At 59.3% G+C, this 24,214-nt stretch carries 22 protein-coding genes and 3 pseudogenes; 17 read left to right on the top strand and 8 right to left on the bottom strand.

The window, feature by feature from the left end; translation table 11 throughout:
* Positions 1-81 precede the first annotated feature (81 nt).
* Positions 82-327 (bottom strand): hypothetical protein, encoded by a 246-nt coding sequence (locus AT984_RS12960; RefSeq protein ID WP_058720443.1) that lies wholly within the window; start codon positions 325-327, stop codon positions 82-84.
* Between the two features lie 948 nt (positions 328-1,275).
* Complete coding sequence (locus AT984_RS12955) at positions 1,276-1,542, bottom strand: hypothetical protein (RefSeq protein ID WP_156422021.1); 267 nt, start codon at positions 1,540-1,542, stop codon at positions 1,276-1,278.
* Between the two features lie 572 nt (positions 1,543-2,114).
* Here AT984_RS12955 and AT984_RS23000 point away from each other — a divergent pair.
* From AT984_RS23000 to AT984_RS12930, 8 genes are all read left to right on the top strand, one after another.
* The gene (locus AT984_RS23000) at positions 2,115-2,846 is read left to right on the top strand and encodes a hypothetical protein (protein ID WP_156422020.1); all 732 of its coding nucleotides are present in this window, start codon (positions 2,115-2,117) and stop codon (positions 2,844-2,846) included.
* 36 nt (positions 2,847-2,882) lie between these two features.
* A complete protein-coding gene (locus tag AT984_RS12950; RefSeq protein ID WP_058720441.1) occupies positions 2,883-3,776 on the top strand; it encodes an HNH endonuclease in 894 nt (297 codons plus the stop codon).
* A 422-nt stretch (positions 3,777-4,198) separates the two neighbouring features.
* Entirely contained in the window at positions 4,199-4,402 is a 204-nt protein-coding gene (locus tag AT984_RS23265; protein WP_197418071.1) for a hypothetical protein, read from the top strand.
* Between the two features lie 129 nt (positions 4,403-4,531).
* Positions 4,532-4,990 carry a DUF6998 domain-containing protein gene (locus AT984_RS23990; RefSeq protein WP_082680002.1) on the top strand — a complete coding sequence of 153 codons (459 nt, stop codon included), beginning with the start codon at positions 4,532-4,534 and terminating at the stop codon, positions 4,988-4,990.
* Positions 4,991-5,161: 171 nt separating this feature from the next.
* Positions 5,162-6,277, top strand: a complete 1,116-nt coding sequence (locus tag AT984_RS22995) for a hypothetical protein (protein ID WP_156422019.1) — start codon at positions 5,162-5,164, stop codon at positions 6,275-6,277.
* Positions 6,278-6,316: 39 nt separating this feature from the next.
* A complete protein-coding gene (gene istA, locus AT984_RS12940) occupies positions 6,317-7,867 on the top strand; it encodes an IS21 family transposase (RefSeq protein ID WP_058718810.1) in 1,551 nt (516 codons plus the stop codon).
* 23 nt (positions 7,868-7,890) lie between these two features.
* Positions 7,891-8,628, top strand: coding sequence for an IS21-like element helper ATPase IstB (gene istB / locus AT984_RS12935; RefSeq protein ID WP_058718811.1), 738 nt, complete (start codon positions 7,891-7,893; stop codon positions 8,626-8,628).
* A gap of 196 nt (positions 8,629-8,824) precedes the next feature.
* Positions 8,825-9,199 (top strand): hypothetical protein, encoded by a 375-nt coding sequence (locus AT984_RS12930; RefSeq protein WP_058720439.1) that lies wholly within the window; start codon positions 8,825-8,827, stop codon positions 9,197-9,199.
* 578 nt (positions 9,200-9,777) lie between these two features.
* Here the strand turns inward: AT984_RS12930 and AT984_RS12925 are convergent.
* The 3 genes from AT984_RS12925 to AT984_RS23260 form a co-directional block, all read right to left on the bottom strand.
* Positions 9,778-10,287, bottom strand: a complete 510-nt coding sequence (locus AT984_RS12925; protein ID WP_058720438.1) for a hypothetical protein — start codon at positions 10,285-10,287, stop codon at positions 9,778-9,780.
* 724 nt (positions 10,288-11,011) lie between these two features.
* On the bottom strand, positions 11,012-11,344 hold the full coding sequence (locus AT984_RS22990) for a hypothetical protein (protein WP_156422018.1): 333 nt from the start codon (positions 11,342-11,344) through the stop codon (positions 11,012-11,014).
* Positions 11,345-11,642: 298 nt separating this feature from the next.
* Positions 11,643-11,798 (bottom strand): hypothetical protein, encoded by a 156-nt coding sequence (locus AT984_RS23260; protein WP_197418069.1) that lies wholly within the window; start codon positions 11,796-11,798, stop codon positions 11,643-11,645.
* Between the two features lie 659 nt (positions 11,799-12,457).
* Here AT984_RS23260 and AT984_RS12915 point away from each other — a divergent pair.
* The 3 genes from AT984_RS12915 (at position 12,458) to AT984_RS12910 (ending at position 14,050) form a co-directional block, all read left to right on the top strand.
* Positions 12,458-12,868: a hypothetical protein gene (locus AT984_RS12915; RefSeq protein ID WP_058720436.1), complete on the top strand. Its 411-nt coding sequence runs from the start codon at positions 12,458-12,460 to the stop codon at positions 12,866-12,868.
* Positions 12,869-13,196: 328 nt separating this feature from the next.
* Positions 13,197-13,382 carry a PEP-CTERM sorting domain-containing protein gene (locus AT984_RS23985; RefSeq protein WP_082680001.1) on the top strand — a complete coding sequence of 62 codons (186 nt, stop codon included), beginning with the start codon at positions 13,197-13,199 and terminating at the stop codon, positions 13,380-13,382.
* Positions 13,383-13,489: 107 nt separating this feature from the next.
* Entirely contained in the window at positions 13,490-14,050 is a 561-nt protein-coding gene (locus AT984_RS12910; RefSeq protein ID WP_058720435.1) for a DUF4268 domain-containing protein, read from the top strand.
* A 1,117-nt stretch (positions 14,051-15,167) separates the two neighbouring features.
* On the opposite strand, the pseudogene AT984_RS22520 reads toward AT984_RS12910, so the two are convergent.
* Positions 15,168-15,506, bottom strand: a pseudogene (locus AT984_RS22520) (50S ribosomal protein L6); the annotation flags it as partial.
* A gap of 563 nt (positions 15,507-16,069) precedes the next feature.
* On the opposite strand from AT984_RS22520, the gene tnpA reads away from it, so the two are divergent.
* The 6 genes and pseudogenes from tnpA to tnpC form a co-directional block, all read left to right on the top strand.
* Positions 16,070-16,423 carry an IS66-like element accessory protein TnpA gene (gene tnpA, locus AT984_RS12900; RefSeq protein ID WP_058720433.1) on the top strand — a complete coding sequence of 118 codons (354 nt, stop codon included), beginning with the start codon at positions 16,070-16,072 and terminating at the stop codon, positions 16,421-16,423.
* Entirely contained in the window at positions 16,420-16,752 is a 333-nt protein-coding gene (tnpB, locus tag AT984_RS12895) for an IS66 family insertion sequence element accessory protein TnpB (protein WP_058720432.1), read from the top strand. The genes tnpA and tnpB overlap by 4 nt, the downstream gene beginning before the upstream one ends.
* Positions 16,753-16,809: 57 nt before the next feature.
* A pseudogene (locus tag AT984_RS12890) lies at positions 16,810-17,544 on the top strand (IS66 family transposase); the annotation flags it as partial.
* Positions 17,545-17,654: 110 nt separating this feature from the next.
* Complete coding sequence (istA, locus tag AT984_RS12885) at positions 17,655-19,199, top strand: IS21 family transposase (RefSeq protein ID WP_058719888.1); 1,545 nt, start codon at positions 17,655-17,657, stop codon at positions 19,197-19,199.
* A 103-nt stretch (positions 19,200-19,302) separates the two neighbouring features.
* Positions 19,303-20,040, top strand: coding sequence for an IS21-like element helper ATPase IstB (gene istB, locus AT984_RS12880; protein ID WP_058719889.1), 738 nt, complete (start codon positions 19,303-19,305; stop codon positions 20,038-20,040).
* A 112-nt stretch (positions 20,041-20,152) separates the two neighbouring features.
* Positions 20,153-21,046, top strand: a pseudogene (gene tnpC / locus AT984_RS12875) (IS66 family transposase); the annotation flags it as partial.
* Positions 21,047-21,860: 814 nt separating this feature from the next.
* On the opposite strand, the gene AT984_RS12870 reads toward tnpC, so the two are convergent.
* Positions 21,861-22,724, bottom strand: a complete 864-nt coding sequence (locus tag AT984_RS12870) for a hypothetical protein (protein ID WP_058720430.1) — start codon at positions 22,722-22,724, stop codon at positions 21,861-21,863.
* A 173-nt stretch (positions 22,725-22,897) separates the two neighbouring features.
* Positions 22,898-24,093, bottom strand: a protein-coding gene (locus tag AT984_RS12865; protein ID WP_156421925.1) for an IS3 family transposase whose coding sequence is annotated in 2 segments (ribosomal slippage) — positions 22,898-23,835 and positions 23,835-24,093 — 1,197 coding nt in all. Because the reading frame shifts where the segments join, the coding sequence is not laid out codon by codon here.
* Between the last annotated feature and the right edge of the window lie 121 nt (positions 24,094-24,214).

Below are 24,214 nucleotides of genomic sequence, written 5' to 3'. Positions count from 1 at the left end.
GGGGGCGATGTCGCTTTGTTGCCCCGGAATCATCGCGCCATCCCGCTGCGTATGCTGACCGCAGAGGATGGCGCCTTGCAACTAAAGTGCGCCGGCCTTTTCCTGCGCTTTGGGGTGCTGGTGCACCACGTAGGCGGCTGGGGTGGCAGCGCGGCTTGTGCAGACCGCGGCCCATTCATCGAAGCTGGAGTCAGAGACCTCCAGTCCGTCTAGCGAAGCGATGGGCTCACTGGCTTGATCGCTTGCTGGTGTTTCGTTCTTTCCCAGGCCCATGGCCGCAGCCCAGGCCAGGACACGTTGCTTGCGCGAACCATTGCGCTCATTCATTGGTTTCATTCCTCCCTTTTATTCCTTGGCTGAAGCATCGGCGATAAGACGCCGGGGAGGCTATCCAACTGATGGGGGTGTTGTTGCTTTGGCGGTGGGGAATATGCACCGCACCGATCTCAGTAGCTATGCCGGCGGCACCGCAGGCCCCACGTGCTTTGGTGTGGAAGCACGGCGAGAAATTGCGAGCAGCAATGCCGGCAGCTTGTCCCGGACTGTTCCCCGCATTGTTCCCCTGTGTTTGTTTCGCTGGATGACGCAAACAGGCGCCAGCGTGACGAAAAAAAGCCCCTAAGTCATTGATTCGACTAGGGGCTAGATCGCGTGTGAATGCACAGATTCACTTGACTGGAGCGGGTGATGGGAATCGAACCCATAGTTGCGAGCGCTCGCAAGTCATTGATTCCTATACACATAGTACCCCAGCGAGGCCCGAAATGGGTGCTACGACGTGCTACTGCATCGAAGATGGCGTCAGGCTCGTTTTGGCGCTGGTGACCGCCTGTGCAAGCGGCCGGTCAGAGCGCATTCCGCGGCAGGCGGTTCGGCTCTCAGCTAGGGAATCTAATCAGCCGGGGCCGCACCCGAGGGGCTGCACCTGCTCTGCCCCAGTTGATCGCTGCCGACTGCCAAAAGGCGCGTGAAAAGTCAGCGTGCGCGGTTGGTCGAAGTGAGGCTGCGGGCGACTGATGGTTGCTTGGCCCGCGAATGGAGCCCGGGGGCATAGGTCGCCATCTTTGGCAACCAATCATCGGGGTGTCGCGGCAGTACCCGCGTCTGGCAAGAGTCCGGCACGCGAATGGCATCTGGATCGCGACGATGTGCTTCGGCCTCCGTGAGGCGGCAGCGTGAACGCGCAACAGTTTTAGTCACAGGGTCATGAAGCTGCCAATACCAAAACTCTACGTGCCGCACGATTCGATCCTCCATCTGTGCATGCCGACATGGTCAGGCAGCGAGCAGGGCCTCGGCCGGGTCATCTTTGTAGTGGCGCTGAGGCGCGAAGCCCGTCTCGTCGGCCTTCGCCGCCGTCATGCTCCGAAAAAACACTTGCCTGAGCTCGGGGTCGGCTTTGATGCGCCGCAATGCGGCTCTGATCGGCAAGGCGAACTGAGGGCGCAGTCGCTCGAAAGCTTGAAGCTGTGGACCGTGCCGTTCCGGCAGAACTTGCCACCACGACACGATGCTGTCGGGATCGGTGAGGTTCAGGATCATCATTGAACTCCGAGGTTGATGCTGTATGAATATACAGTACATGCGCAGGCTGGGGCAATGGTGCTAAACGAGCCCCTTGGCCTTCTGGCCAAGACCGCGATGGAGGGTGGGGCATTCACCCAGAACACATAGCCGTCCTCGCTGCTCGGGCTGCAGTTTGGTAAACGGATGTGTCCGCGAAACTGATCCAACAGACATGGCGCCGACAGCGTGTGCAGGTTTACCCAACCAACTTCAGTTTCTGCATCTTTGTGCCCCCCATTAGAGTGATGGACGGGCTACGCATATGCTGCGCCAATGCATCAACCTAGCCCGATGTAGGTCGCGGCCTTGTATTACTTCCAAAAAACCAGTTCGGAGTCTGGGCGAGGTTTTATCTGCTACTGAATACTTTTATTTTGTACGGAAATGCCTCGAAGAGCCAAGCGCAGCCTAGTTACATCGGACATATCATTGGATGCTGTTGTCATCAATATATGTCGGTGTTGGCGCGCAGAGAGATAACTCTTTGCCTGAGTTGATTAGCTCGAAAGCGTTTCAGGAACTGTCCATCCAACCCCATGAGATCATAGATGTTGAGAATCTTTCAGCGCTCCTTCGGTGCGGCAATTTCGTTTGGCCTGACTTTTACCGTGCTGCCATCGATAGCAGCCGACGTATCGACCTATGACAGTCGAGCTTCCTGGCTTGCGGGTATTGGTTCAGTTTCAGGTTTCGAAGATTTTGAAGGCTTTACAGTTCCGACGAGCTTTGTTTCTGCTCCTGTAGGTCTGAATAATATGATTCTGTCGGGCACTGTCGGCATAAATCCTACTTCCGATACTCAGTTGGTCGATGCACCTCCGCTAAATTATTTGTCGGCTTACTCGCCAAACGGGACAGCCTATTTGCTCGCTGACCTAATTCCGGGTGGCTACACCCAGCTCACCTTCCTCAATCCAGTGAGAGCCTGGTCTGCTGATTTTACGGGAATATCGAACAATCGAATTACTCACCTGATGTTTAAAGCCAGCGGTGGTGTCACAGTTTTTGACTTGGCGGTTCCCTCCACGCCGGGTTCCGATGGGCAGTTTGTTTCGCGATTTATAGGTGTGTCAAGTGAGGTGCCAATTTATTCGGTCGTTATGGAATTCAACGGACGGGCTGCGAACGATGTCTTTGGCGTTGATAATATTGCCTTTGCCGTCGCTGTTCCGGAACTGCCAACTAGCTCTCTACTCTTGGCGGGCTGTTTGGCAATAACTTGTGTGGCGTTTCGTCGAAAGGAATTTAGGTGGCGTACAGTCGGAGGAGCTGCGCTCTGACTTTTCTATCGGGGGACAGCCTAAAGGTTGCCGCTTATGTCACACGATAGCCTCACCACAAACTATATGCCGCCCACCGCGCTCTACATCAACGGCGTCTACGAAGACACGCTTCAGTCGATCCTTGGTGCGCAGGCAGCTATGCCTGAGTTAATTAGCATGCTCCAGCCATACTCTGGCGCAAGAATCAAACTGCTTGCGAACGCATCGCCTTCGACTGAGGTGGCGACGGTGCTATATATGTCAACTACAACGGCACTATCCCACGTCGCTTACCGTGCAAGCATTGTCGGATGGAAGGACAAGCGGCTATTGAGCACGACCGAATTGGAGGCTCTGAACCAACGCATTGCAAGCCATCAGCCCTCGGAGAAGGAGGTTTACCTATGGGCCAACGGCAAGCCTTGCGTAAACCTAATCTTCATTTCACAACTCGAGCGTCTCGCAAGTCCTGTACCTGTCACCTGCTTTGTGAAAGTCGGAGATAACAAGGCGTTGAAGTCGCGCACCCGAGCCGGAGGCTTTGCCTACGTGCACGAACAGCCGGCTTGGCTTGGAAGGCTTTCGACTGTCCTTGAGCAGGATCTCGAGAAGAATCTTCGCTCCGAGGTAAAACTGTCGGCGCTCTCGTCCGAAAAAGAGCTAGCGCTTCGGCTCGCATCTGCGCCCAAGAAGCCAGCCGAGATTCAAATTGTTTCTCGTGCATTCAGGCGCAACGCCGATGTGATCGTGGCAGTTCTCCGTCGGGCTTCAGGTAACTGCGAGCTCTGCAATACTTCCGCCCCGTTCTTGCGTCTGAGCGATGGGTCGCCATATCTTGAGGTTCATCACAAAGTCACGCTCGCAGCCGGCGGTGATGACACAGTGGAGAACGCATACGCGCTTTGTCCGAACTGTCATCGTCGAGTGCACTTCGGTCAGACCCAGTGAGGTCCAATCGACCCACAAGTCCCCTCCACCAATTCAAGCTCGAACAACATGAACTGACTCTAACCAGGTCTTCTAGGAAGGCGTTCTGCTACTGCGCGTAGGCCCCTTATCCCGGCTGATCGGCGCCGAAGCGGTCTTGTGCTGTAGAGGTGTTATCTCCCAGCAGCAAGGCCTTCAGGCGGTGGCTTCTGTTGCGTGGTTCGCAAACGCCGCCGTTGCGGGCAAGCACCAGATCGCGCACAGCCTCTTTCACGCGCCGTCGGGCACGCGTACGACCGAGAGGTCATCGGAGCAGCCCAGCTTCGCCAGCAGCATCGGGTCGAGGCGGTCGGTTTTGACACGGTCACCGCTCGGGCGCGCAATCGACGACGGGGCGACAACCTCGCTGTGCAAGCCCTGTGCCGACAGATCACAGACCGACAGTGACTAGCCTCGTTGACGATGTGCAAGGGCTGGCCGCGGCTGACGAGCTTGTCCAGTGCCGCAACATCACTGCCGATGCTGCCAATGTGGCGGATCTGGCCGTCGCGCTGCGCATCCGCTACAGCAATGTCGATACTGCCCTTGTGGTCCGCTGTTCCGACGAACATGATGCTAGATTTCTTCATGGCCCAACCCCTTACTAACTCGCCACGCCCCGGCACCCCGTTCGCCTGGACCCTTGGTGCAGCTCTACAGACCTTGTTCCCACGACCTAAGGCATCGCTGGAGTCGGGCCGCCCGATTCCGCAAAGCCATCTTGTCTAGCATTGACCATGCAGCCAAATAGTCATGCGATCGCAAGGGTTCCTGAGCTTGTTTGCAAGCTCTACGAACTCGTGGCTGAATTTGAGAGCCTCTTCCCTGGAAGGGCCTTTACCCCCGACGGGCATCTTGTTGGGAGCATCGGCGAAGTGGTCGCAGCGCACAACTACGGCCTAACGCTTAACGGAGCTTCATCGGAAGGCCACGATGCGATTGCCCCCAACGGCTGGTTAGTTCAGATAAAGGCCACTCAAGTTAGGTCTGTCGCACTGCGATCAGAACCTCAGCATTTGGTTGTCTTACTGCTTCGACCTTCGGGCGAGGCCGACGAGATCTATAACGGTCCAGGCGCACTTGTTTGGGGACACGTTGGCGCCTTGCAGAAGAACGGTCAGCGCACCATCACCCTAACGAAACTGCGTAGTCTCATGCAATCCGTTCCGCAATCCGCTCGCTTGCCAAGAGCATGAAGGCTAACACCTCAGTCAACCGGATACCCAAACCGCTACACAGTTTGGGACCCCTCCGCTGGCGTCCCCTATGCCAGTTACGTTGAGCGTTACGGCGATGAGGCCGCAGACGAGACATTCGGGTAGCTATTCAAGTCGCCTCGACTTGGTGTGCACCGCAGAGGAAACTACATGAAAATCATCAATAGCTTTTTGTTGCCGTCAATTCTGCTGACTCTTTTGCAGGCATTTGACTGCGCCGCGGCTGCCGACACTTTGAGTTCTCCCACGGGCGTCGCCACAGCACAGTCAACCACGACTTCACCACCGGCGGCGCCGTGTGCAACTCCACTGCGCCAAAAGACACCTAGTCCCAAACCTGAGGCGCCACAAAGGCCCCCGAATCCAAGTATCTCGAACGTGTGCGCACCGGTCATCACGATCGCGCCTCCACCCGTAGCCGCCGCACCATCGGAAAGCCAGAATCAACCAGAACTCAAGCACATACCTTCGCCAAGTAGTGCCAGCTCCGCTGTGTCGGGCGTCAAGGAAGCAGTCGAACCACCAGATACCTTTAAGTTCAAGGTCAAGGACCTGGTCGAAGCTGATTTGTCGTCAAGAAGTCGAGTCTTGGTCTGGGCGCTTGTCGCAGTTTTCGTGGCGTTTGGAGTCATCGTATTGGTCGGGCTAAAGACCGTTGCTAAGAACACGGCAAAGTCAAGCTCAAGTTGGTTCTTCGCAGTCATCTTCATCCTGGCGGCTGCGGTCGTTACCTATTTTGTAGTGCGCATGTTGGCCCCGCATAGTCTTCAAGACAGGACGATTGAGCAGCTTTACTTCACGTCAGCGGAACAGCGTGTGGGAACTGGTGATGCCCATGCGAGCAGTCAAAGGTTGCCGTTAGAACATCAACGCCAATTGGTATCGGTCAAGGACGAAGTGATCGAAGTCCGACGCCAAAACCTGATGCAGCAAACCGACTCTGCTCAAAGGGCAAGTACGGACTCCAATGGCACTAGTTGGTCGCTGATTTTTCTGCTCTTGATAATTGGCTTTGGACTTGGCTATGCTTTTTCAAAGTGGCGGGCTCTAAATACATCAAACTCCCATGCGCCAGCCGCCAGTCAGTCTGAGGAGGCAACACCTGCCGAATGGACGGTGCCACTTGCGGATGCGTATTTCAGCCCATCCCGGCCACCCATTTCAGCGGAACGCGGACAGCGTTTCAGACGAAGGCGGACACCATTTCAGGCTGATCGCGGACAGCGTTTCAAACTGATCCCGGACACCCCTGGCGCGCGCAAGTGACCTGAGCCGTAGGCATGCTGACCGATTTTTCGGTCCGTCATGCCCACTCCCAGGATTCACATGCGCCAACTTCGACAAACCCTTCGACTTCACCTTGAATCTGGCCTGAGCATGCGCGAGTGTTCGCGCGTGCTTGGCATCGCCAAGTCGACCGTCAATAGCGTCGTTATGAAGGCCCGCGCCGCCGGTGTGGACTGGGCCGCCGCCCAGACGCTGGACGATGCCGCCTTGGAGGCTCGCTTGTACGGCCCCGCTGTGCCTCGGTCCAGCACCCAGCTTGAGCCCGACTTCGCCCTCGTCCACCAGGAACTCAAGCGCCCCGGCGTCACCTTGCAATTGCTCTGGGAGGAGTACCAGCGCGGTCTGACCGACGCCGGCTCGCAAGCCTACAAGTACACCAGCTTCTGCGTGAAGTACCGCGCCTGGGTCACCGGCCTCAAGCGCTCGATGCGCCAGGTCCACCCGGCCGGCGAGCGCCTGTTCATTGACTACGCCGGCCAGACTGTGCCCTTGGTGGACGCTGCCACCGGCGAGATCCGGCAAGCGCAGATCTTCGTGGCCGTCCTCGGCGCCTCGAACTACACCTTCGCCTGCGCCACGCCGACACAGACAGCAGCCGACTGGGTCGGCGCCATCATGGATGCGCTGGAGTTCATGGGTGGCGTGCCCCGGCTGATCGTGCCGGATCAGGCGCGCGCCCTGATCGCCCGGCCCGACCGCTACGAGGCCACGCCTAGCCGTCTGGTCGAAGAGTTCTGCGACCACTACGACGTGGCGATGCTGCCCGCGCGTCCTGCTCATCCCCGCGACAAGCCCAAGGTGGAGGTCGGCGTGCAAATCGTCGAGCGTTGGATTCTGGCGCGGCTGCGGCACCGGCGCTTCTTCACCCTGGCTGAGCTCAACGCCGCTGTCCGGGAGTTGCTGGTGGACCTGAACGCTCGGCCGTTCAAGAAGCTACCCGGCTGTCGGGCCAGCGCCTTCGCGGCCTTGGATCGGCCGCTGCTCAAACCCCTGCCGGCAGCGCGCATGCCCATCGCCCGCTTCAAGCGCGCCCGGGTCAATATTGACTATCACGTTGAACTCGATGGCCATTACTACAGCGTGCCGCACCGGCTGGTGCGCGAGCAGGTCGAGTTGCGCATCACTTCGACCACGGTGGAGATTCTGGCGGGCCAGCAACGCGTGGCCGTGCACGCCTACAGCGTCCGGCGCGGGGCGCACACGACGGCGCCCGAGCACATGCCGGCCTCCCACCGGGCGCACCGAGAGTGGACCCCAGCCAAGCTCATCGCTTGGGGTGAGCACATCGGCGTGGCCACAGCCGCCGTGGTGCGCTGGCAGATGGAACACCGGCCGCACCCCGAGCAAGGCTACCGCTCCTGCCTCGGCCTGCAAAGCCTGGCGCGCCAGTTCGGCCACGAGCGGCTGGAAGCGGCCTGCGTTCGCGCCATGTCGATTCGCTCGCCGACCTACCAAAGCGTCAAGTCGATCCTGGCCACCGGCTTGGACCGGCAAGCCGCGCCGGCCCAAGCCACGCAGGCCGCACTCCCGCTGCATGACAACGTGCGCGGCCCCGATTACTACCACTGACCCCACTGAAGAAGGAGAAGCTCTTGCTCAACGAACACACCCTGGATCAACTGCGCAGCCTGCGCCTAGACGGCATGGTGCAGGCGCTTACCGATGGCGCCACCCGCACGGCAGCGGCCGAGCTGTCCTTCGAGGAGCGGCTGGCCATGCTGGTGCAACGCGAGGTCGATTGGCGCGACGGCAAACGCCTGGCCCGGCTGCTCAAGGCGGCCAAGCTCAAGGTCAGCAGCGCCTGCATCGAGGACATCAACTGGCGAGGCTCGCGCGGGCTGGATCGCAGCCTCATCACCCAACTGGCGGGCTGCGACTGGCTGCGCCACGGCCACAACGTGTTGCTCACCGGGGCCACGGGTTGCGGCAAGACCTGGCTCGCATGCGCGCTGGCCCAGCAGGCGGCACGCCAGGGATTCGCGGTGTTGTACACGCGGGCGCCGAGGCTGCTGGAAGAGCTGCGGGTGGCCCACGGCGACGGCTCCTTCGGCCGGCGCCTGGCACAACTGGCGCGCATTGACCTGCTGGTCATCGATGACTTTGCGATTGCACCGGTCACGGCGGCCGACCGTAACGACCTGCTGGAGTTGCTCGACGACCGGGTCGGCAGCCGCTCGACGCTCATCACCAGTCAGCTACCCGTCTCAAACTGGCACCAATGGTTGGATGACCCGACATTGGCCGATGCCATCTTGGACCGGATCGTCCATTCGGCACAAAAGATCGCGCTCAAGGGCGAGTCGCTGCGCAAGAAACAGGACTCGGTATGAGCACCAAACCAACCACCGCAGAACCGTCCGGGCCAGCCCAATTCAGGCTGATCGCGGACACCTGAGCTACCATCAACCCAGGCACTTGCGCGCACCCAAACTGTCCGCGATCAGTTTGAAACGCTGTCCGCCATCACGCTGAAATGACTGTCCGGGATCGCTGAAATCCGCAGCGGATATCTATCGCTTAGAAGATATGCTGTCGATGGTGTCAGCTGTCACCCGCGATGAAGTGCTGCTTGACTTCGATCAACCACGGATTGATCCTGGGCAATTTTTGCGGGTCTTGAACACTGTTCGATGGCAGCTTGAATCAGGAAATGCGGCAGACGTCCGGGTCAAGTCTGTGGACACGGGTCTTCGCCTAAAAAGCGATAAGTGGAAATTCGCCGGAATTAACGAATCGCTGAAGGCTCTTGATGAACAGCTGTCTGCCCGTTATGACCTCGTTCCCAACGAATGGCGCAAGAAGGTCCTTAGGCAGTTGGCAGCGACGCGTCGCACAATAGTCCAGGGCTGTGAGATCGCGAGTCCCAAGGACCGTGACAACGGAATCCAGGGGGCGGCATGACTTATCTACAACGACTTCCCTCCATTTCAAGCTCCAATTGCACGACCTGACCCCTCGCTGAGGGGGGGGGCTGGGTTGCTGCCATGCCCGAAGTATGAGCAAAGACGTATCTGCCCTGAAGTCGCGGAAGTCAGTCAGCAGTCGGTGCACTCCGGAGTAGCTGCCAGACAAGGCGTGCTAGGGCTTCGATGAGGTGCGGTGCTACGGGGAATGGTGGTACTGGCTAACTGGGGTTCACCCTTGTCCGGGGCAATAGGCACTATGTCGGGCAGCGGCTGCTGGACATCAAGCCAGCCGAAGGCAGCGACCAGCTCACGCTGCGGCACAGATTTGCGCTGACCCATTGGACGCGTCCGCGATCTCCAAGGGCCTGTTGGTAGTGATGGGACCCTGGTGCCGCCCTAGAGCCTCCAGGCGAGAGCTCAAAGGCTAGATGGTGGCGGGCAGATCGGGGAGTCGTTCAAAAGCTACTTGCTGAGGCCCAAGGGTACAAAGCGGCGTTCATTCGCAGGTGGGCGGGCGGCACCTGCCGACACGCCGGACCTGGAGTGGCCCCCATTTGCGACCGGCAAGAGCGTCTAGCGCATCTCGACCCTGGACGCCCGGCGCACGCCTGCGACGTAGAGGTAGTTCATGGCTTTAGCTTCCACCTCGAAGCGCCCCACATCCTCGTGGGCGTCCTGAACAGCTTCGCTTCCGTAGTAGTCGATTTTTTGCAGTCGGCGAAGTTCCGCCCGAAAGTAGGCGGCGTCATGAAGGCTACTCAGATCAAAGCTGCGCTTGCCGCGGATGTCGTCGTATGAATCCCGTACCAGGTGACTAAGCCGATTCGCTTCTTCGCTTCGGTCGAACAGGGACTTGAGCATGTACCTGCCCGGCTTGTCGTAGGTGATCGTCGCGGTGCCGCCTTCCTCGGCTGCATCGACAGCCAGCGATGCCAGAACTGCTTGGTGGTTCCGGATTTTCGGGAGCATGTAGGTGCCGGGCTCAAATCGAACCGCGCCGAGGCGCCGCATTGTTCTTCGCATGCGATCCCGCTGGGCGGATGTGCGGCTCGGTATGGTCACTTTGATTGTGAGAAGGGTCATGAGTGGGTTTTCCGATGATCAGGATGAATGCCCGTCCGGGATAGAGTAGGCTCTAAGTAATGGTAGTAACCCTGAGCCACACTCGATCAGTTTTTGTTAACTATTCCCAAAAATAGTACGAGGCACGAGTCAACGCATCCAGTCAGTCCTCGGCTCTGCCGGGGCCATGTTTCTTTCTGGAGGTGGACGCCAATCTTTGGGTGTAGGCGTTCTGGTATTGCGACACGCTGCAGCCGTTCGGCTGAGAACTTGTTGGGCTTCGACTACTTTGGCGAAGCCAGCCCCGGGCCATCTTTCCAGAGCCAGGCGGCAGCCCCCAGACGCTACTCGTCGTCACTAAAGTAGCGCTTTTCGGCCAAGAAGGTGATCGCTCCTAGAGACAGTCCTGCTGCTCCACAGGCAATGATTGGCCAAACTGGCGCAGACACCAGGCCCAAGGACAACGCTGCGGCGCCGAGGGTGTGGGAACCCAGGACCGTCACGCTGCCAGCGGCAATCGATGCGCCTATGGCGCCGCCGGCGACCGTGGCACCCGTCCCTACAGCGGCAGCGGTGCCATGTTGGCGCCAACCCAGGATTGAGCCACCGCGCCGACATTTGAATGAGTCATGCCTGGTGACCGATTCTTCAGTGCCTATGCAGGCTATCAGTCAGCCTGCATGGCTCAACGGAAGGTCGGCACTTGTGCCAAAAATGGCTTAATTCGCCGTTGGCGCCAACAGCGTCATGAACATTGGCTATTTCGAAGGGCCTGCTCCTGCACATTGCCGTGGCCACTCCAGAACACCACCATGTTCACATTACTGCGCGCCTCGACAGCGTCACGAACCAGGTCAAGTTGCTCCAGGAGCTCGGTCTTGCCCAGGTTCAACAACTCCACGACCTGAACGCCTGCAGCACTGAACTGATATGAAGAAAGGAGGACATGCAAGCGATTCAGCGTTGGCTCTACTCGCTCCAGCGCCGGTAGATGACGGCGCGTTTCCCGCGTCGGAATGTCACAGCGAGAAAACGCACACAGAACTGCAAGCGTCCGAGTTGCCGGAAATGGATCCATCACAAGGTTCCTCGGTGAAGCCTGCTTACGTCATCTTATGGCAAGTGACAACTCCCAATACCACCGCAAAGAGTTTTGATCGCTTTGGCTACGCTTCGCACCACCAATTCAGCCGAATGTCCTGCTAGATATCAACAACGACGGCTTAGTCAACAATGCTTCAAGCTGACTAATCACCTGTCTTTCCAGTTCATGGTGCCCGCACATTGGGCACGCGGGAAGTAGCAGCCAGACATCATGGCGTAGCACGATAACGTCCGACCAGCCACATTGACCGCACCGCAGCCTTCGGTAGGGATCACGCGGCGCTACTGGCATTTGACGGCCCCTGGTTAGCCTTGTGTTGAATCCACTTCGAATATGCAACCAGTCCAACGGCAGAAATTGCACCTGCTACATAGACGATGGCAAATGCAGCCAGATGATCGAGGGGTGAGACATTGTTGTTTCCCATAAAAACTCCTTGCTTTGAAGTGGCCAGTTTTACCTACAGCTAGCTCAAGGCGTGAGCCATCGAATGGGCCTGTTGGCAAATCAAGGAATATCTAACATGGATTGAGCGCCGCACGGCCGGCTCACGCCACTCCGGCAACGACGCACCTGCTCGCGCGGTGGTGTCGCTCAGGAAACTGCGTCAAAGTTGGATCACCATCTTTTCGACCTCATCAAGATTGACAAGGCGGCGAGCTGAAAATACAGCCCGGTCTTTCGCGCAGACTCCTGATTGGACACCTGCCACGCAATGTCCGGCCTGCTGCCCCTCAATGCCGCCTGTTCGCTTCGTTGACAATCCGAACGCTTCCTGATTCGACTAATTGCTTCATGGGCAAGCCAAATTGACTTGTCATCTTGTCGAATTGTTCTTTGCTTTGCTTTGCTTTGCTGGGACGCTTCTTGATGTTTCACAGGCTCTAGAAGCTTCGCCGCTTCCTTGGGTGCCGTCCTTGACTATGGATGAAGCTTTTTCATGTCAATGCGTACTCCCCGTCAAATCAATCACGCTATCTCGCTGATTGGGATTCGAAGGAGCGCACCGCAATTCAATCATCGGGTACAACCCTAAGCATTGCAACTCCTGCACGACCAAGCTCCGAGTGACATGGTCGAAACCATATGCCTTCTGCCACCCATGTTCGAACCATCGATGAGCTCAAAGCTGCACTCTTGGCCAAGTCGGTCGAGATTCAGATAGTTGATACAAATCTTGCTAAACGGATCATCTTTCTAAAGAAGGCTTCGACTCCCGTCCTGCTTAGCATTCTGGCGGCCGCAGGGGTAGGTATCGGCGCCTCCTTCACACCGGCAGCTCCAGCCGTTCTTGCCGTATCCGGTATCGCGGCAATGACCGGCGGTGAGCTCGCAACTGTGGCCGTCATCTCCATCATCGTTTGTCTTGGCGTCTCCCTCGTCTGGTCGCTCGTTAACGGATATGACATTGACATGAACGGCGAAGTCATGACACCAGACGGCACCAAGGTCAGTGGGGGCGTAAATCTCAAGCCTAAAAGGTCGAAGGCCAACTGAGGCTGGCCGAGGTTTTCTAGCTCTGCTTGCCGAAATAACAGCAGCCCACAGGAAGCCCGACATCAGCGCGGCCTACTCCGAAGGCAGGTCATTGACTGCTGCGAGCCCATTCAGCACGCGCTCGACCGGGCTTCCATCGCAACGGCCAAGCCTGTACGAAGTCCGCAAAGATTGCCGGCGCACGACACAAACAAAGCCCTAACCGACTTCCATACTGTCACGGGCACCGCCACGTTAGCGAGGGAATTATCTTGGCACTGCTACGCCAGTTGCAGCTTCGCTATAGGTGACTCCTTCATGATTCTGGATGCTTCGGCAAACGGCCTGAATGGAAGCTTTTCCAAACTGCATCTTGCGGGCTATGGGGCAGTTGTTCGAGGTTTCCTACGACCGTGCGAAAGGTGACGTCTGGTTGACGGCAGCAATTGCCGCGCCCGTACCAGAACCAAGTCAGTACGCTCTGCTACTCGCCGGCGGCGCATTCTTGGCTGCGAGGCGTTTCCGGAGGGGATAGGGTTCTCTAAGCTAGGTGCTTCCGACCAATCTTTGCTCGGATGATCGAAACTTCCTCATCTCTGCTTTACTTTTCGCGCAGCTTGTGGCGCTGCTCAGGGCTACCGCATGGCCGACGGCACGCTATTGCTGGACGTGCAGCAGCTGATTCCGTTGCCGGAGGCCACGGCCTTCCAGACCCAGATCGGCGTCAAGAAACAGGCCGAGCGGCAAAGCCGAACGGATCGGCATGACCTGCGCCTGAAGTTCTGGGAGGGGCTTCGGCAGGTTGCCAAAGGCAAGAGTGACGTGCACGCCAACCGCAAGCCCACGTCGGACGACTGGCTCAGCGGCGGCATCAATCGCCTGGGATTCACACTGACCTACACAACCCGCCGGACGGACTCACAGGTTGAACTTTGGATTGCCCACGGCACCGGCCAGGCCGCCAAGAACAAAGCAGCGTTCAAGGCCCTCGAAGTGCACAAGGCAGGGATCGAAGCCGACTTTGGCGCTGCCCTGGACTGGCAGGAGCTACCCGAGGGTGAAGGCTGCGGAATCCGATACCTGATCGACGGAGGCTACAAGACGCCTGTAGAGCTGTGGCTGAGCATCCACGCCAACATGGTCGATGCCTTGGTCCGGCTCGACAATGCCATGCGGCAGCGCGTGGCCCAGCTGACCTACTGAGCGGCGATGGCCAAGGTAGCACCTGCAGCGGTCGTGATGAAGTCGCGCTCACCAGAATCGGCCAGGCTGGTGCTCTCTGAGTTGGCCATGGCTTGGGCGCACGATTTGGTGTCCGGGCAGCCTCGCGACATCGGCGAAATTGAGACCGAACATCGAGGCAACAAGTGCGGGTGCGAGTGTCCCAGCTGGGCTTGCCGCTGATGGCGCTGAATGCGGCCAAGGATCAAGTCATCAAGCGTCCGTACGAAAATCGGTGGCGCTGCGCACCAAGTTCGGCAACGCGTACGGCGGAGAAGGGCGACTACTCTGCAGCGCATTGCTGACGGTCGCGGCCCGCCTCATTTCGGCAGCATTGTGCCCAAAGCGGGCGTTCACCTTGGCTCAACCAGTTCACGCAGTTGGCCCGGAGGAGACTTTGACTGTCCCGAACTCGACGCCACAAAGCTGACGCCTACCCTCAGCGCCTACCGCCTACCGCTTTACCGTCAAAGGACTGTTGGCACCAACGACGAATTAAGCCATTTTTGACACAAGTGCCAACATTCCGTTGAGCCATGCAGGTTGACGGCCAAACTCAGGGCGGCAGAGCAGACGATTGCGGAGCTGCGTGTGATGCAGTACGCACAACTGGACATCCTGCGAGCAACACATTTCGATCTTCGCAAAGAGGCCGAAGCACTTCGCAAACCAACGAAGGTGTGATTTTCCATGGGCAACAGGTGAGTCCAAATGGCGAGATCAGCGATCTGGAAGAGGACATTAGAAGTATCGACAAGTATCGGTCGCTTGTGTACACCGCTGGAGCTTGGGAATTGCTGCTTAGCCAGTCCAAGCTTTTTTCCGCACCTCCCGGGGTCAGTTTTCAATGATCGCAAACAGAGCTGGCCAAGGCTAGCTGCCGGCGAGGTCCGCGAACTGGCGCTGCCAGCCACAAGCAGGCGTAGGTCGGTGTCCGCTTCGGAGTCAGCTGCTTGTGGAAGGAGCCTACAGCGAGTCGGCCGGGCTTCGTACGGCGCTGCCGCCCAGCTTGAAGGCCATCCCGAATCTGTGCCAGCATGCAGGATCCCGCAGGCCGATTTCAGGCCAGAGGGCAAGCCTCGAACCATCTGCGATCAAACTACTTTCTCTTGCTCTTCTTGGAGACCGCACGCTCATCAAAGTGACGAACACCCCTTCCCCGAAACGGCTCGGGTGGACGGGCCGCACGCACCTCCGCAGCGATCTGGCCGACAACCCGCCGGTCCGCCCCTTTGATCAATATTTCGGTAGGGGACTGGGTCTTTACCGTGACGCCAGCCGGGAGATCCTTAGTCACGGGGTGTGAGAAACCGATTTGCAAATTCAGTTTCTGACCCTGGGCTTGGGCCTGGTAGCCAACGCCGACTAAATTCAAGTTCTTCTCGAAGCCCTTGTTGACGCCTTTAACCATGCCAGCCACTAGCGCACGAAGGTTGCCGATCCCGGTAATTTCGTTGGGTACGTGACTGACGAATGACACCTGTGAGGGGACTTCTTCGTTCTCGACTGTCAAGAAGGCATCAGTCTCGATTGAAGGATTTAGCTCGCCAAATGCGTCTGCGATCCACGGTATCGGTTCCATTTCGGAGGCCCGAGCCAAATATCTACCTGACCCTGCAACAACCAAGGCCTCAAGCTTCTTGCTGTAGGCGACATCCAAAACTGCAACAGGGCAACTCGCCTCAATCAAGATATTACGTAACCTTTTTTCGAAGTCGGGCGTTGCCACCAACGAATCTACGCAAAGGAACACTCTGTCATATTGCGAGTGCTCTGCATTTCGGCGCCTTCGCAATAACGTCGCAACGTCCAGTTGCGTGGGCTCTTCGACCTTCAACTGTTCATTCCTGAAATGCCCCGCCACTTTCAGAAATTTCGCCACGGTCTTTGCCATTTGCCCGGTGGTTGAAGGTTGCCCTAATGTATGCGTCCGGGCATCCCGTCTTGAATTGAGGCATTGCGACTGCAAGGATCGTGTCCACGTAATCACAGGTGGACACGATGGCAAGCGACAAGCCCACGAGGCGACGGACGTATAGCGAGGCGTTGAAGGTACAGGTGCTGGCCGAATGCGCAGCGCCAGGCACATCGGTGGCGAAGGTGGCCCTGGGCCACGGCATCAATGCCAACGTCGTGCACCGCTGGCGGCAACTGGCGCGCGAAGGCAAGCCATCAGTGCCCACGATCTCAAGCGGCTTCGTTCCGGTGTCGCTTGCATCGACACCTGCGCCTGATCCTGTCTCCAGCGCCGCCATCCAGGTCGACCTGCGACGCGGCGCCATCGCCATGACGATCAACTGGCCGACATCGGCGGCGGCCGAGTTCGCCGCCTGGACCCGCGAGTTGCTGCGTTGATCCGCATCGACGCTGTGTGGATGGCTGTCGAGCCGCTGGACATGCGCGCCGGAACCGAGTCGGCGTTGGCCCGCGTGGTCAAGGTCTTCGGCGCTGCTCACCCGCACACCGCCTACCTCTTCGCCAATCGACGCGCCAACCGTATGAAGGTGCTGGTGCACGACGGTGTCGGCATCTGGCTGGCCGCCCGGCGGCTGCATCGCGGCAAGTTCATCTGGCCCCATCACGTCGAAGGCACATTGAGTCTGAGCCGCGAGCAACTCGACGCGCTCGTGCTGGGCTTGCCATGGCAGATGATGGGCGAGGCCGGAGTCATTCGCGTGCTGTAGTGCAATTGCCGGAAGTGCCGATGCCTGCTGGTATCGAAGCGGGCAAGATGCATTCTCGTGATCCACGAAGCCCAACTCGATGACCTGACACCCGCGCAGTTGCGCGTGCTGACCGAGCGACTGCTGAACGAGGTACGCCACAAGCAGGCCACCATCGACAAGCTCACGCACGAGAACGCGGTGCTCAAGCGGATGAAGTTCGCGGCCAGCAGCGAAGTGTTCCAAGGCGATCAGCGCAGCCTGCTCGAAGACTCGGTCGACGAAGACCTGGAGGCGGTGCAAAGCGAACTGCAGCAACTCGCCACCAGGCCAGCCAGCCCAGAGCGCCAGACACCCAGGCGCCAGGCTCTTCCGGCCGAGCTGCCACGCCGCGAGTTCCGCCACGAGCCTGACAGCACCCTGTGTACGTGCGGCTGCCAGATGAAGCGCATCGGCGAGGACGTGGCCGAGAAGCTGGACTACGAGCCCGGCGTGTTCACCGTCGAGCGTCACATCCGTGGCAAGTGGGCCTGTGCCAAGTGTGAGCGCTTGGTGCAAGCGCCGGTCGAGGCGCACGTCATCGACAAGGGCATTCCCACCGCTGGCCTGCTGGCGCAGGTGCTGGTCGCTAAGTACGCCGACCATCAACCGCTGTACAGGCAAGAAAGCATCTACGCCCGCTCCGGTGTGGCCTTGCCGCGGTCGACACTGGCCGCCTGGGTCGGCGCCTGCGGCGTGCTGCGTATTCCACGCCATGGCGGACACCATTCCACGTTGATGGCGGACAGCATTCCAGCGTCATCGCGGACACCATTCCACGCTGATGGCGGACAGCGTTCCATTTTGATGGCGGACACTTTGGCTGTGTCCTGAGTGACTCCAACGAGGCATAGGCTGCCCGGTCTTTTCACCGGAACCCAGCGATGCCCACACCGAGAGTCACCATGAGCAAGATTCGACACACTTTGCAACTGCTGCACAGCGGCAAACTCAGCCAGCGCCAAATTGGCACCTCGCTGGGCATCTCCAAATCCACGGTCAGTGAGATCGCCAGTTATGCCCGCGTCGCCGGGCTGGACTGGAACGCCGCTCAGGCTTTGAGCGACGCCGAACTGCAGGGCCGGCTTTACCGGCCCGCTGTGGCACGCCAGTCCCGCCACCTGGAGCCCGACTACGCCACACTTCACATCGAACTCAAACGCCCCGGCGTCACCTTGCAGCTGCTCTGGGAGGAATACCAAGCACAACACCAGGGCCAGGCCTACAAGTACAGCGCCTTTTGCGAGAAGTACCAGCAATGGGCCCAGCGCTTGAGGCGCTCCATGCGCCAGACCCATGAGGCCGGCGACAAGCTCTTCGTGGACTATGCCGGGCAGACCGTGCCCATGGTGGATGCCGCCACTGGCGAGATCACCCAGGCGCAGGTGTTCGTGGCCGTGCTGGGCGCATCGAACTACACCTATGCCTGCGCCACGCCGGCCCAGAAGGCCGCCGACTGGGTCGCCTGCATCATCGCCACGCTGGAGTTCATCGGCGGGGTGCCCCGTCTGCTCGTGCCTGACCAGCCGCGTGCGCTCATGATCCGGCCCGACCGCTACGAGCCCACCAGCCACCGCTTGCTGGATGAGCTCTCCCACCACTACGGCCTGGCCGTGCTGCCAGCCCGACCGGCCAAGCCGCGCGACAAGCCTAAGGTCGAGGTGGCCGTGCAGGTGGTCGAGCGCTGGATTCTGGCGCGCCTGCGCCATCAACAATTCTTCAGCCTGGCCGCCTTGAACAAAGCCATTGCGGCCCTGCTGCAAGAGCTCAACCAACGCCCGTTCAAGAAACTGCCCGGCTGCCGTGCCAGCGCCTTTGCCAGCCTGGATCGGCCTCTCCTGGGGCCCTTGCCGGCGACGCGCATGGCCATCGCTCGCTTCAAGCCCGCGCGGGTCAACATCGACTATCACGTTGAACTCGATGGGCATTACTACTCCGCCCCCCACCGCCTGGTGGGCCGGCGGGTGGAGCTGCGCATCACGGCCACCACGCTGGAGGTGCTGGAGGGCCAGGCCCGCGTGGCTGTCCATGCCCTGAGCCCGCACCGAGGGGCCCACTCCACCGCGCCCGAGCACATGCCACCCTCGCACCGGGCGCACCTGCAATGGACGCCGGACAAGCTCATCACCTGGGCCGAGGGCATCGGTGCGGCCACTGCCGCCGTGGTGCGCTGGCAGATGGAGCGCCGCGCCCATCCCGAGCAGGGCTACCGATCCTGCCTGGGCCTCATGCGCCTGGGCCGGGAGTACGGCCATGAACGACTGGAGGCCGCGTGCGCGCGTGCCCAGTCGATTCGTGCGCCAAACTACAAAAGCGTCGCCTCCATCTTGCAGTGCGGCCTGGATCAGCGTCCCATCGATGCGCCGCTGCCCACCCAAACCAGTTTGCCCCTGCACGCAAACCTGCGCGGCCCCGACTACTACCACTGAGGCCGGACACAAGGCCCGGCAGGGGCCTGTGTTTATCGAAGAACCCGATTCATAACGTCTAACTAAGACGCCAAACAAAACACCGATTCAACAAGGAATCAACATGCTCAACGAACACACACTGCAACAACTCAGAACGCTGCGCCTAGACGGCATGGCAGCAGCCCTGACGGATCCTGCCAACCAGATCCACGTTGCCGAACTCCCCTTTGACCAACGCCTTGCGTTGCTGGTACAGCGGGAGCTGGACTGGCGCGACGGCAAACGCCAGGAGCGGCTGCTCAAAGCCGCCCGGCTGAAGGTCTCCACAGCCTGCCTGGAAGACATCGATTGGCGCAGCAACCGCGGACTCAGCCGCGACACCATCCAAACACTGGCTGGCGGAGACTGGCTACGCCACGGGCATAACGTTTTACTCACAGGTGCCACCGGTTGCGGCAAAACCTGGCTGTCCTGCGCGCTGGGCCAGCAAGCTGCACGATTGGGCTTCTCGGTTTACTACGCCCGCGCCCCGCGCCTGCTGGAGGAACTGCATGTGGCGCACGGGGACGGCAGCTTCACCCGTCGGCTGGCTCAACTGGCCAAACTGGACCTACTGATTCTTGACGACTTTGCCATTGCCCCCATTGCCGCACACGAGCGCAATGACCTGCTGGAGTTGCTGGATGACCGCGTGGGCAGCCGCGCCACACTCATCACCAGCCAATTGCCGGTGACGGCCTGGCACACCTGGCTGGATGATCCCACCTTGGCTGACGCCATCCTGGACCGCATCGTGCATGGCTCACACAAACTGGCCCTCAAAGGGGAGTCCATGAGGAAGCTGGCCAACGGGCGTTGATGCCCCTGCGCCACCCGGCCACTAAACGCTCATCTGAGGTCTGTGCGTTACCATCCCCGCCGTCACTCAGGATCCCAGTCCGGGGTGTCCGCCATCGCGTGGAACACTGTCCGCGATGAGCGTGGAATCGGTGTCCGCGATCAATGGAATACGCAGCGTGCAGTTGCAGCCGCTGGTGGACGCACTCAAGGCCGAGATGTTCAGCCACCGCGTGCTGCATGCCGACGAGACACCGGTCGCGATGCTCGATCCAGGTGCTGGCAAGACGCACAGGGCCTATTTGTGGAGCTACTGCACCGGCCAGTTCGAGGACAGCCGCATCGTCGTCTACGACTTCGCCGAGAGTCGCGCGGGCAAGCATGCGATGGAGTTCCTGGGCGACTGGCGCGGTGCGCTGGTTTGCGACGACTACTCCGGCTACAAGGCTCTGCTGGCCAAGGGCATGACTGAGGTGGGCTGCATGGCGCATGCGCGGCGCAAGTTCTACGAACTCTGGGCCAACCATCGCAGCCAGATCGCCGAGCAGGCGCTGAGCCACTTCGGCAAGCTGTACGAGGTCGAGCGCGAGGTGCAGGCATCTGCACCAGAGCAGCGACTGCAGGCCAGGCAGCGGCAGGCCAAGCCCGTGGCCGATGCCTTGCATCTCTGGCTCACGCTGCACCGGCAGAAGGTGCTAGACGGCTCAGCCACAGCCAAGGCCATCGACTACAGCCTCAAACGCTGGGTGGCGCTGATGCGCTACCTTGATGACCCCATGCTGCCCATCGACAACAACTGGGTCGAGAACCGTATCCGGCCTGTCGCGCTGGGGCGTTCGAATTGGCTCTTCGCTGGAAGCCTGCGCGCGGGCAAGCGAGCTGCGGCCGTCATGAGCTTGATCCAATCGGCCAAGCTCAATGGGCTGGAGCCATGGGCTTACCTGAAGGACGTGCTGACCAGGCTGCCGACACAGCCCGCCAGCCGTATCGCTGAGTTGCTGCCGCATCGCTGGGCGCAGCCGTCATAGCTTGAAGCCAGGTCAGCCAGTCAAGATGACTTGGCTGGACGCATACGCCCTAATGAACATACCGCAAAGGCCTTCGATCGCTTCGAGATATGCGCACTAGAACTTACATGGCTCTGTTCAGAAAGGCGAGAATACTGGAGTGAGTACGAGGGTGCTTGCGGAGGCCCCTGCAGGGTTCGAAGGACTTGTGCACCCGGACCAAACATAAAGTTGTTATCGACCAGGCTCATCGAATGCGACGAATAGGACCAAATCGGCTCAATGGAGAGAAGTGGCCACCGCATGGGCTCGTAATATGGAGCGCCCTGCGGCATCGGACTTCCCTCAAGCGCCAACCTCGTAAGGGAAGCAGACACTCGAGGTGTCCTTGTCGCAAGATCTAGGGCCCTCCCAAGCCTATTCCGTGCGGCAGAGGACGCGCGAGCCCACCTTGAGGCGTCACTTTCATCACTGATTTCAACGCGCGGAAGTCGCTTGAGTTCCCTGTCAATGGCAGCGAACCCTTTATCAGTTAAGGAGAACCGCTTCCTTTGCCCACCCCGCTCGCCAGTCGATAGCGTCTCGATCACAAACCATTCTGGGGGCAGCCTCTTAAGCACCGTATGGACGGTGCTGACTGTGACTTTTGCCTCTTGCGCTAGCTTGTCGACCTCAAAGACTTCTAGCTGTCTGGCAGCGGCTAGGGTCTGGATTTTTTTAAGCATAGGTGGAGGGCAGAGTCTTAGGCCCGTGTAGAACAAGTAGGCTTCAACAAGCTCGAAAGTAACAGATCAGGCATTCACCGGTCAAGTGAAGAACGATTAAGGTAGGCCCATTAAAGAGGTAAAGCTATCGTCGCTCTGATGAGCGTTTCCACATCGTGGAATTTCTTTGAGCTGGAGAGGTAGCTCTTGCAGATCTCGATCAACTCAGGGCGCGCCCGAAGCGCTGCGTCGCGTAATGGGCGACTTCCTCTGTCATACAGACTCGCGATGCGACGCACGAAGAAACCGCGCAGTTCATGGGGGAGGTCGGAGGCGTTGAGCAGCATTGAAAATTCAATGGCTTCGCCAACGGTAGTCGGACTTGGACGTAAGTGGGGTGCAACGCCACGAGCTGCGTCCATGCAGTAGCAGAATGCTTTGAAGGCAGCCACCCCTTCCTCTATAAGGGCGACATCTCCATCCTTGCGTAGGCTGAAAGAGTTTCTTAAGCGCCTCGTGTTGTTCATAGCCTCGATCACCTCGGACCGGCCGAGCCAGGCTTCGAGCCCAGGCAGCATGGCATATTCGGCTTCCAACGCATCCGTCAACAGTAGCGAGGCCACCTCGTCCATCCATCCTTCTTGAAAATTAGTGGACAAGTACTGGTCATCAACATTTAGGCGAACGCCGCAATAACCATGGGCAATGCACTCATGTGCAAAAAGGTACAGCAGCATAAGGTAATCGCGATGTTCGAAAGAACTAGCGCACACCCGAAGTACCACCGTCCTGCGGTCGGACAGATCCGACTCTCGAGTCTCTCCATCCACTGCGGGCGATGATGCCGCTCCCCCTCGCTTTACGACATCTAGCTCTAGGGCGAAAGGCAGCGTTTCGCTATCGCCTGCAAGTCGATAAGCATCCTGAGCGAGTTCATTCGCCAGTTCGAAGAGCGCGCGAACGGGCTCGAGGCACTTCGGCTTGGCGGCCAGCAAACGCTCGTCTTCATTTCGAGAGGCAACGGTCCACTTGCATACAGTAGTGCTCCCCAACTTACAACAACCGAGGCCAGGCGATCGGCCAAGATCATTCCCAAGCGCTTCAAGGAGTTCTTTAGCATGCGAAGAGGTGACCTTGCCCCTCTTCCCCGGAGTTCTTAGCAACCTTGTTACGCGGCTTTATCCTGCTGGGCCGCGTGCCAGTTTTTCTCAAACGTCATGGGGCTGACGTAGCCCAGGGTCGAGTGAATTCGACTGTGGTTGTAGAAGGTCAACCAGGCAATCACTTCATCCTTGGCCTGCCGTTTTGTGCTGAACTTCTGACCGTGTAGCCGGCCCACTTTCAGTCGCCCCCACAGGCTCTCCGTCGGCGCATTGTCCCAGCAATCACCCTTGCCGCTCATCGATGAGCGCATGCCGAATTTCTTCAAGTCGCCTTGAAATTCTCGGCTGCAATACTGGCTTCCGCGGTCGCTGTGGAAAATCAGCCCAGGCGCCGGTCGACGCCGAAACCAGGCCATGCGCAGGGCGTCCGTGATCAGGCTGGTTTGCATATGGTCCTGCATGCTCCAGCCCACCACTTGCCGGCTGTGCAGGTCGACGACCGCCGCCAGATAGAGCCAGCCTTCAGCCGTCTCGATGTAGGTGATGTCACTGGTCCACTTCTGATTCGGAGCCTGCGCCTTAAAGTCCCGCCGCAGCAGATTTGGCGCCACCGGCAGGCTGTGCTTGCTGTCCGTGGTCACAACAAATTTGCGCTGGCCGCGCGCACGAATCCCGTGACGCTGCATCAACTTGCGCACCCGTTCCTTGCCCACTCGATGTCCACGCGCAACCAGCTCCTTGGCCATGCGAGGCCAGCCGTACTCCTGACCCACTTCGCCATGGACTGCGCGGATGTGGGTCAGCACCGCTTCATCGCTCAAACGCGGCGTGGCGGCCTTGCTGGGCCTTCTGGCGGCCTTGGCCTTCTGGTGTTCGAAATAGCCGCTCACGCTCACATCCAGGACCTTGCAGCTCAGGCTAACCGGCCACTGAGTCTTCATTTCTTGAATCCAGGCGTACCTTGCAGAAGATCCTGCGCAAAGTACGCCGCCGCTTTTTTTGCGATGTCTCGCTCCATCGTCATCCGAGCCAATTCGGCCCTCAAGCGCGCTAACTCCATCTGCTCAGGCGTCACAGGCTTGTCGCCGGCTCCGCTCAACTTCCCGTCCTCGCTGAGCCGTACCCAGTTGCTCAGACTGGCCTTGGGTATGCCCAAAATCTGCGCCGTCACCGCGGCCGACTGCCCGCCCTTGACCAGGCGAACCGCCTCCATCTTGAACTCCAGCGTGTACTTGCCACGCACCTGCTTTTGCTGACTCATTTCATCGTTCCTCGCTCTGATTTCATCACGAGCTAAGAACTCCGTTTTTTGGGGACAAGGTCACTGATTGCCCGCGCCGCGTAAATCCGCAGCGACAGTACCGGCAAGTCTGGCCACCTCA

Origin of the sequence: Paucibacter sp. KCTC 42545, from assembly GCF_001477625.1 — a bacterium.
Classification (GTDB): Bacteria; Pseudomonadota; Gammaproteobacteria; order Burkholderiales; family Burkholderiaceae_C; genus Paucibacter_A.
Note: the sequence above shows the minus strand (reverse complement) of the source record. Positions and strands in the feature narration are given on the sequence as shown.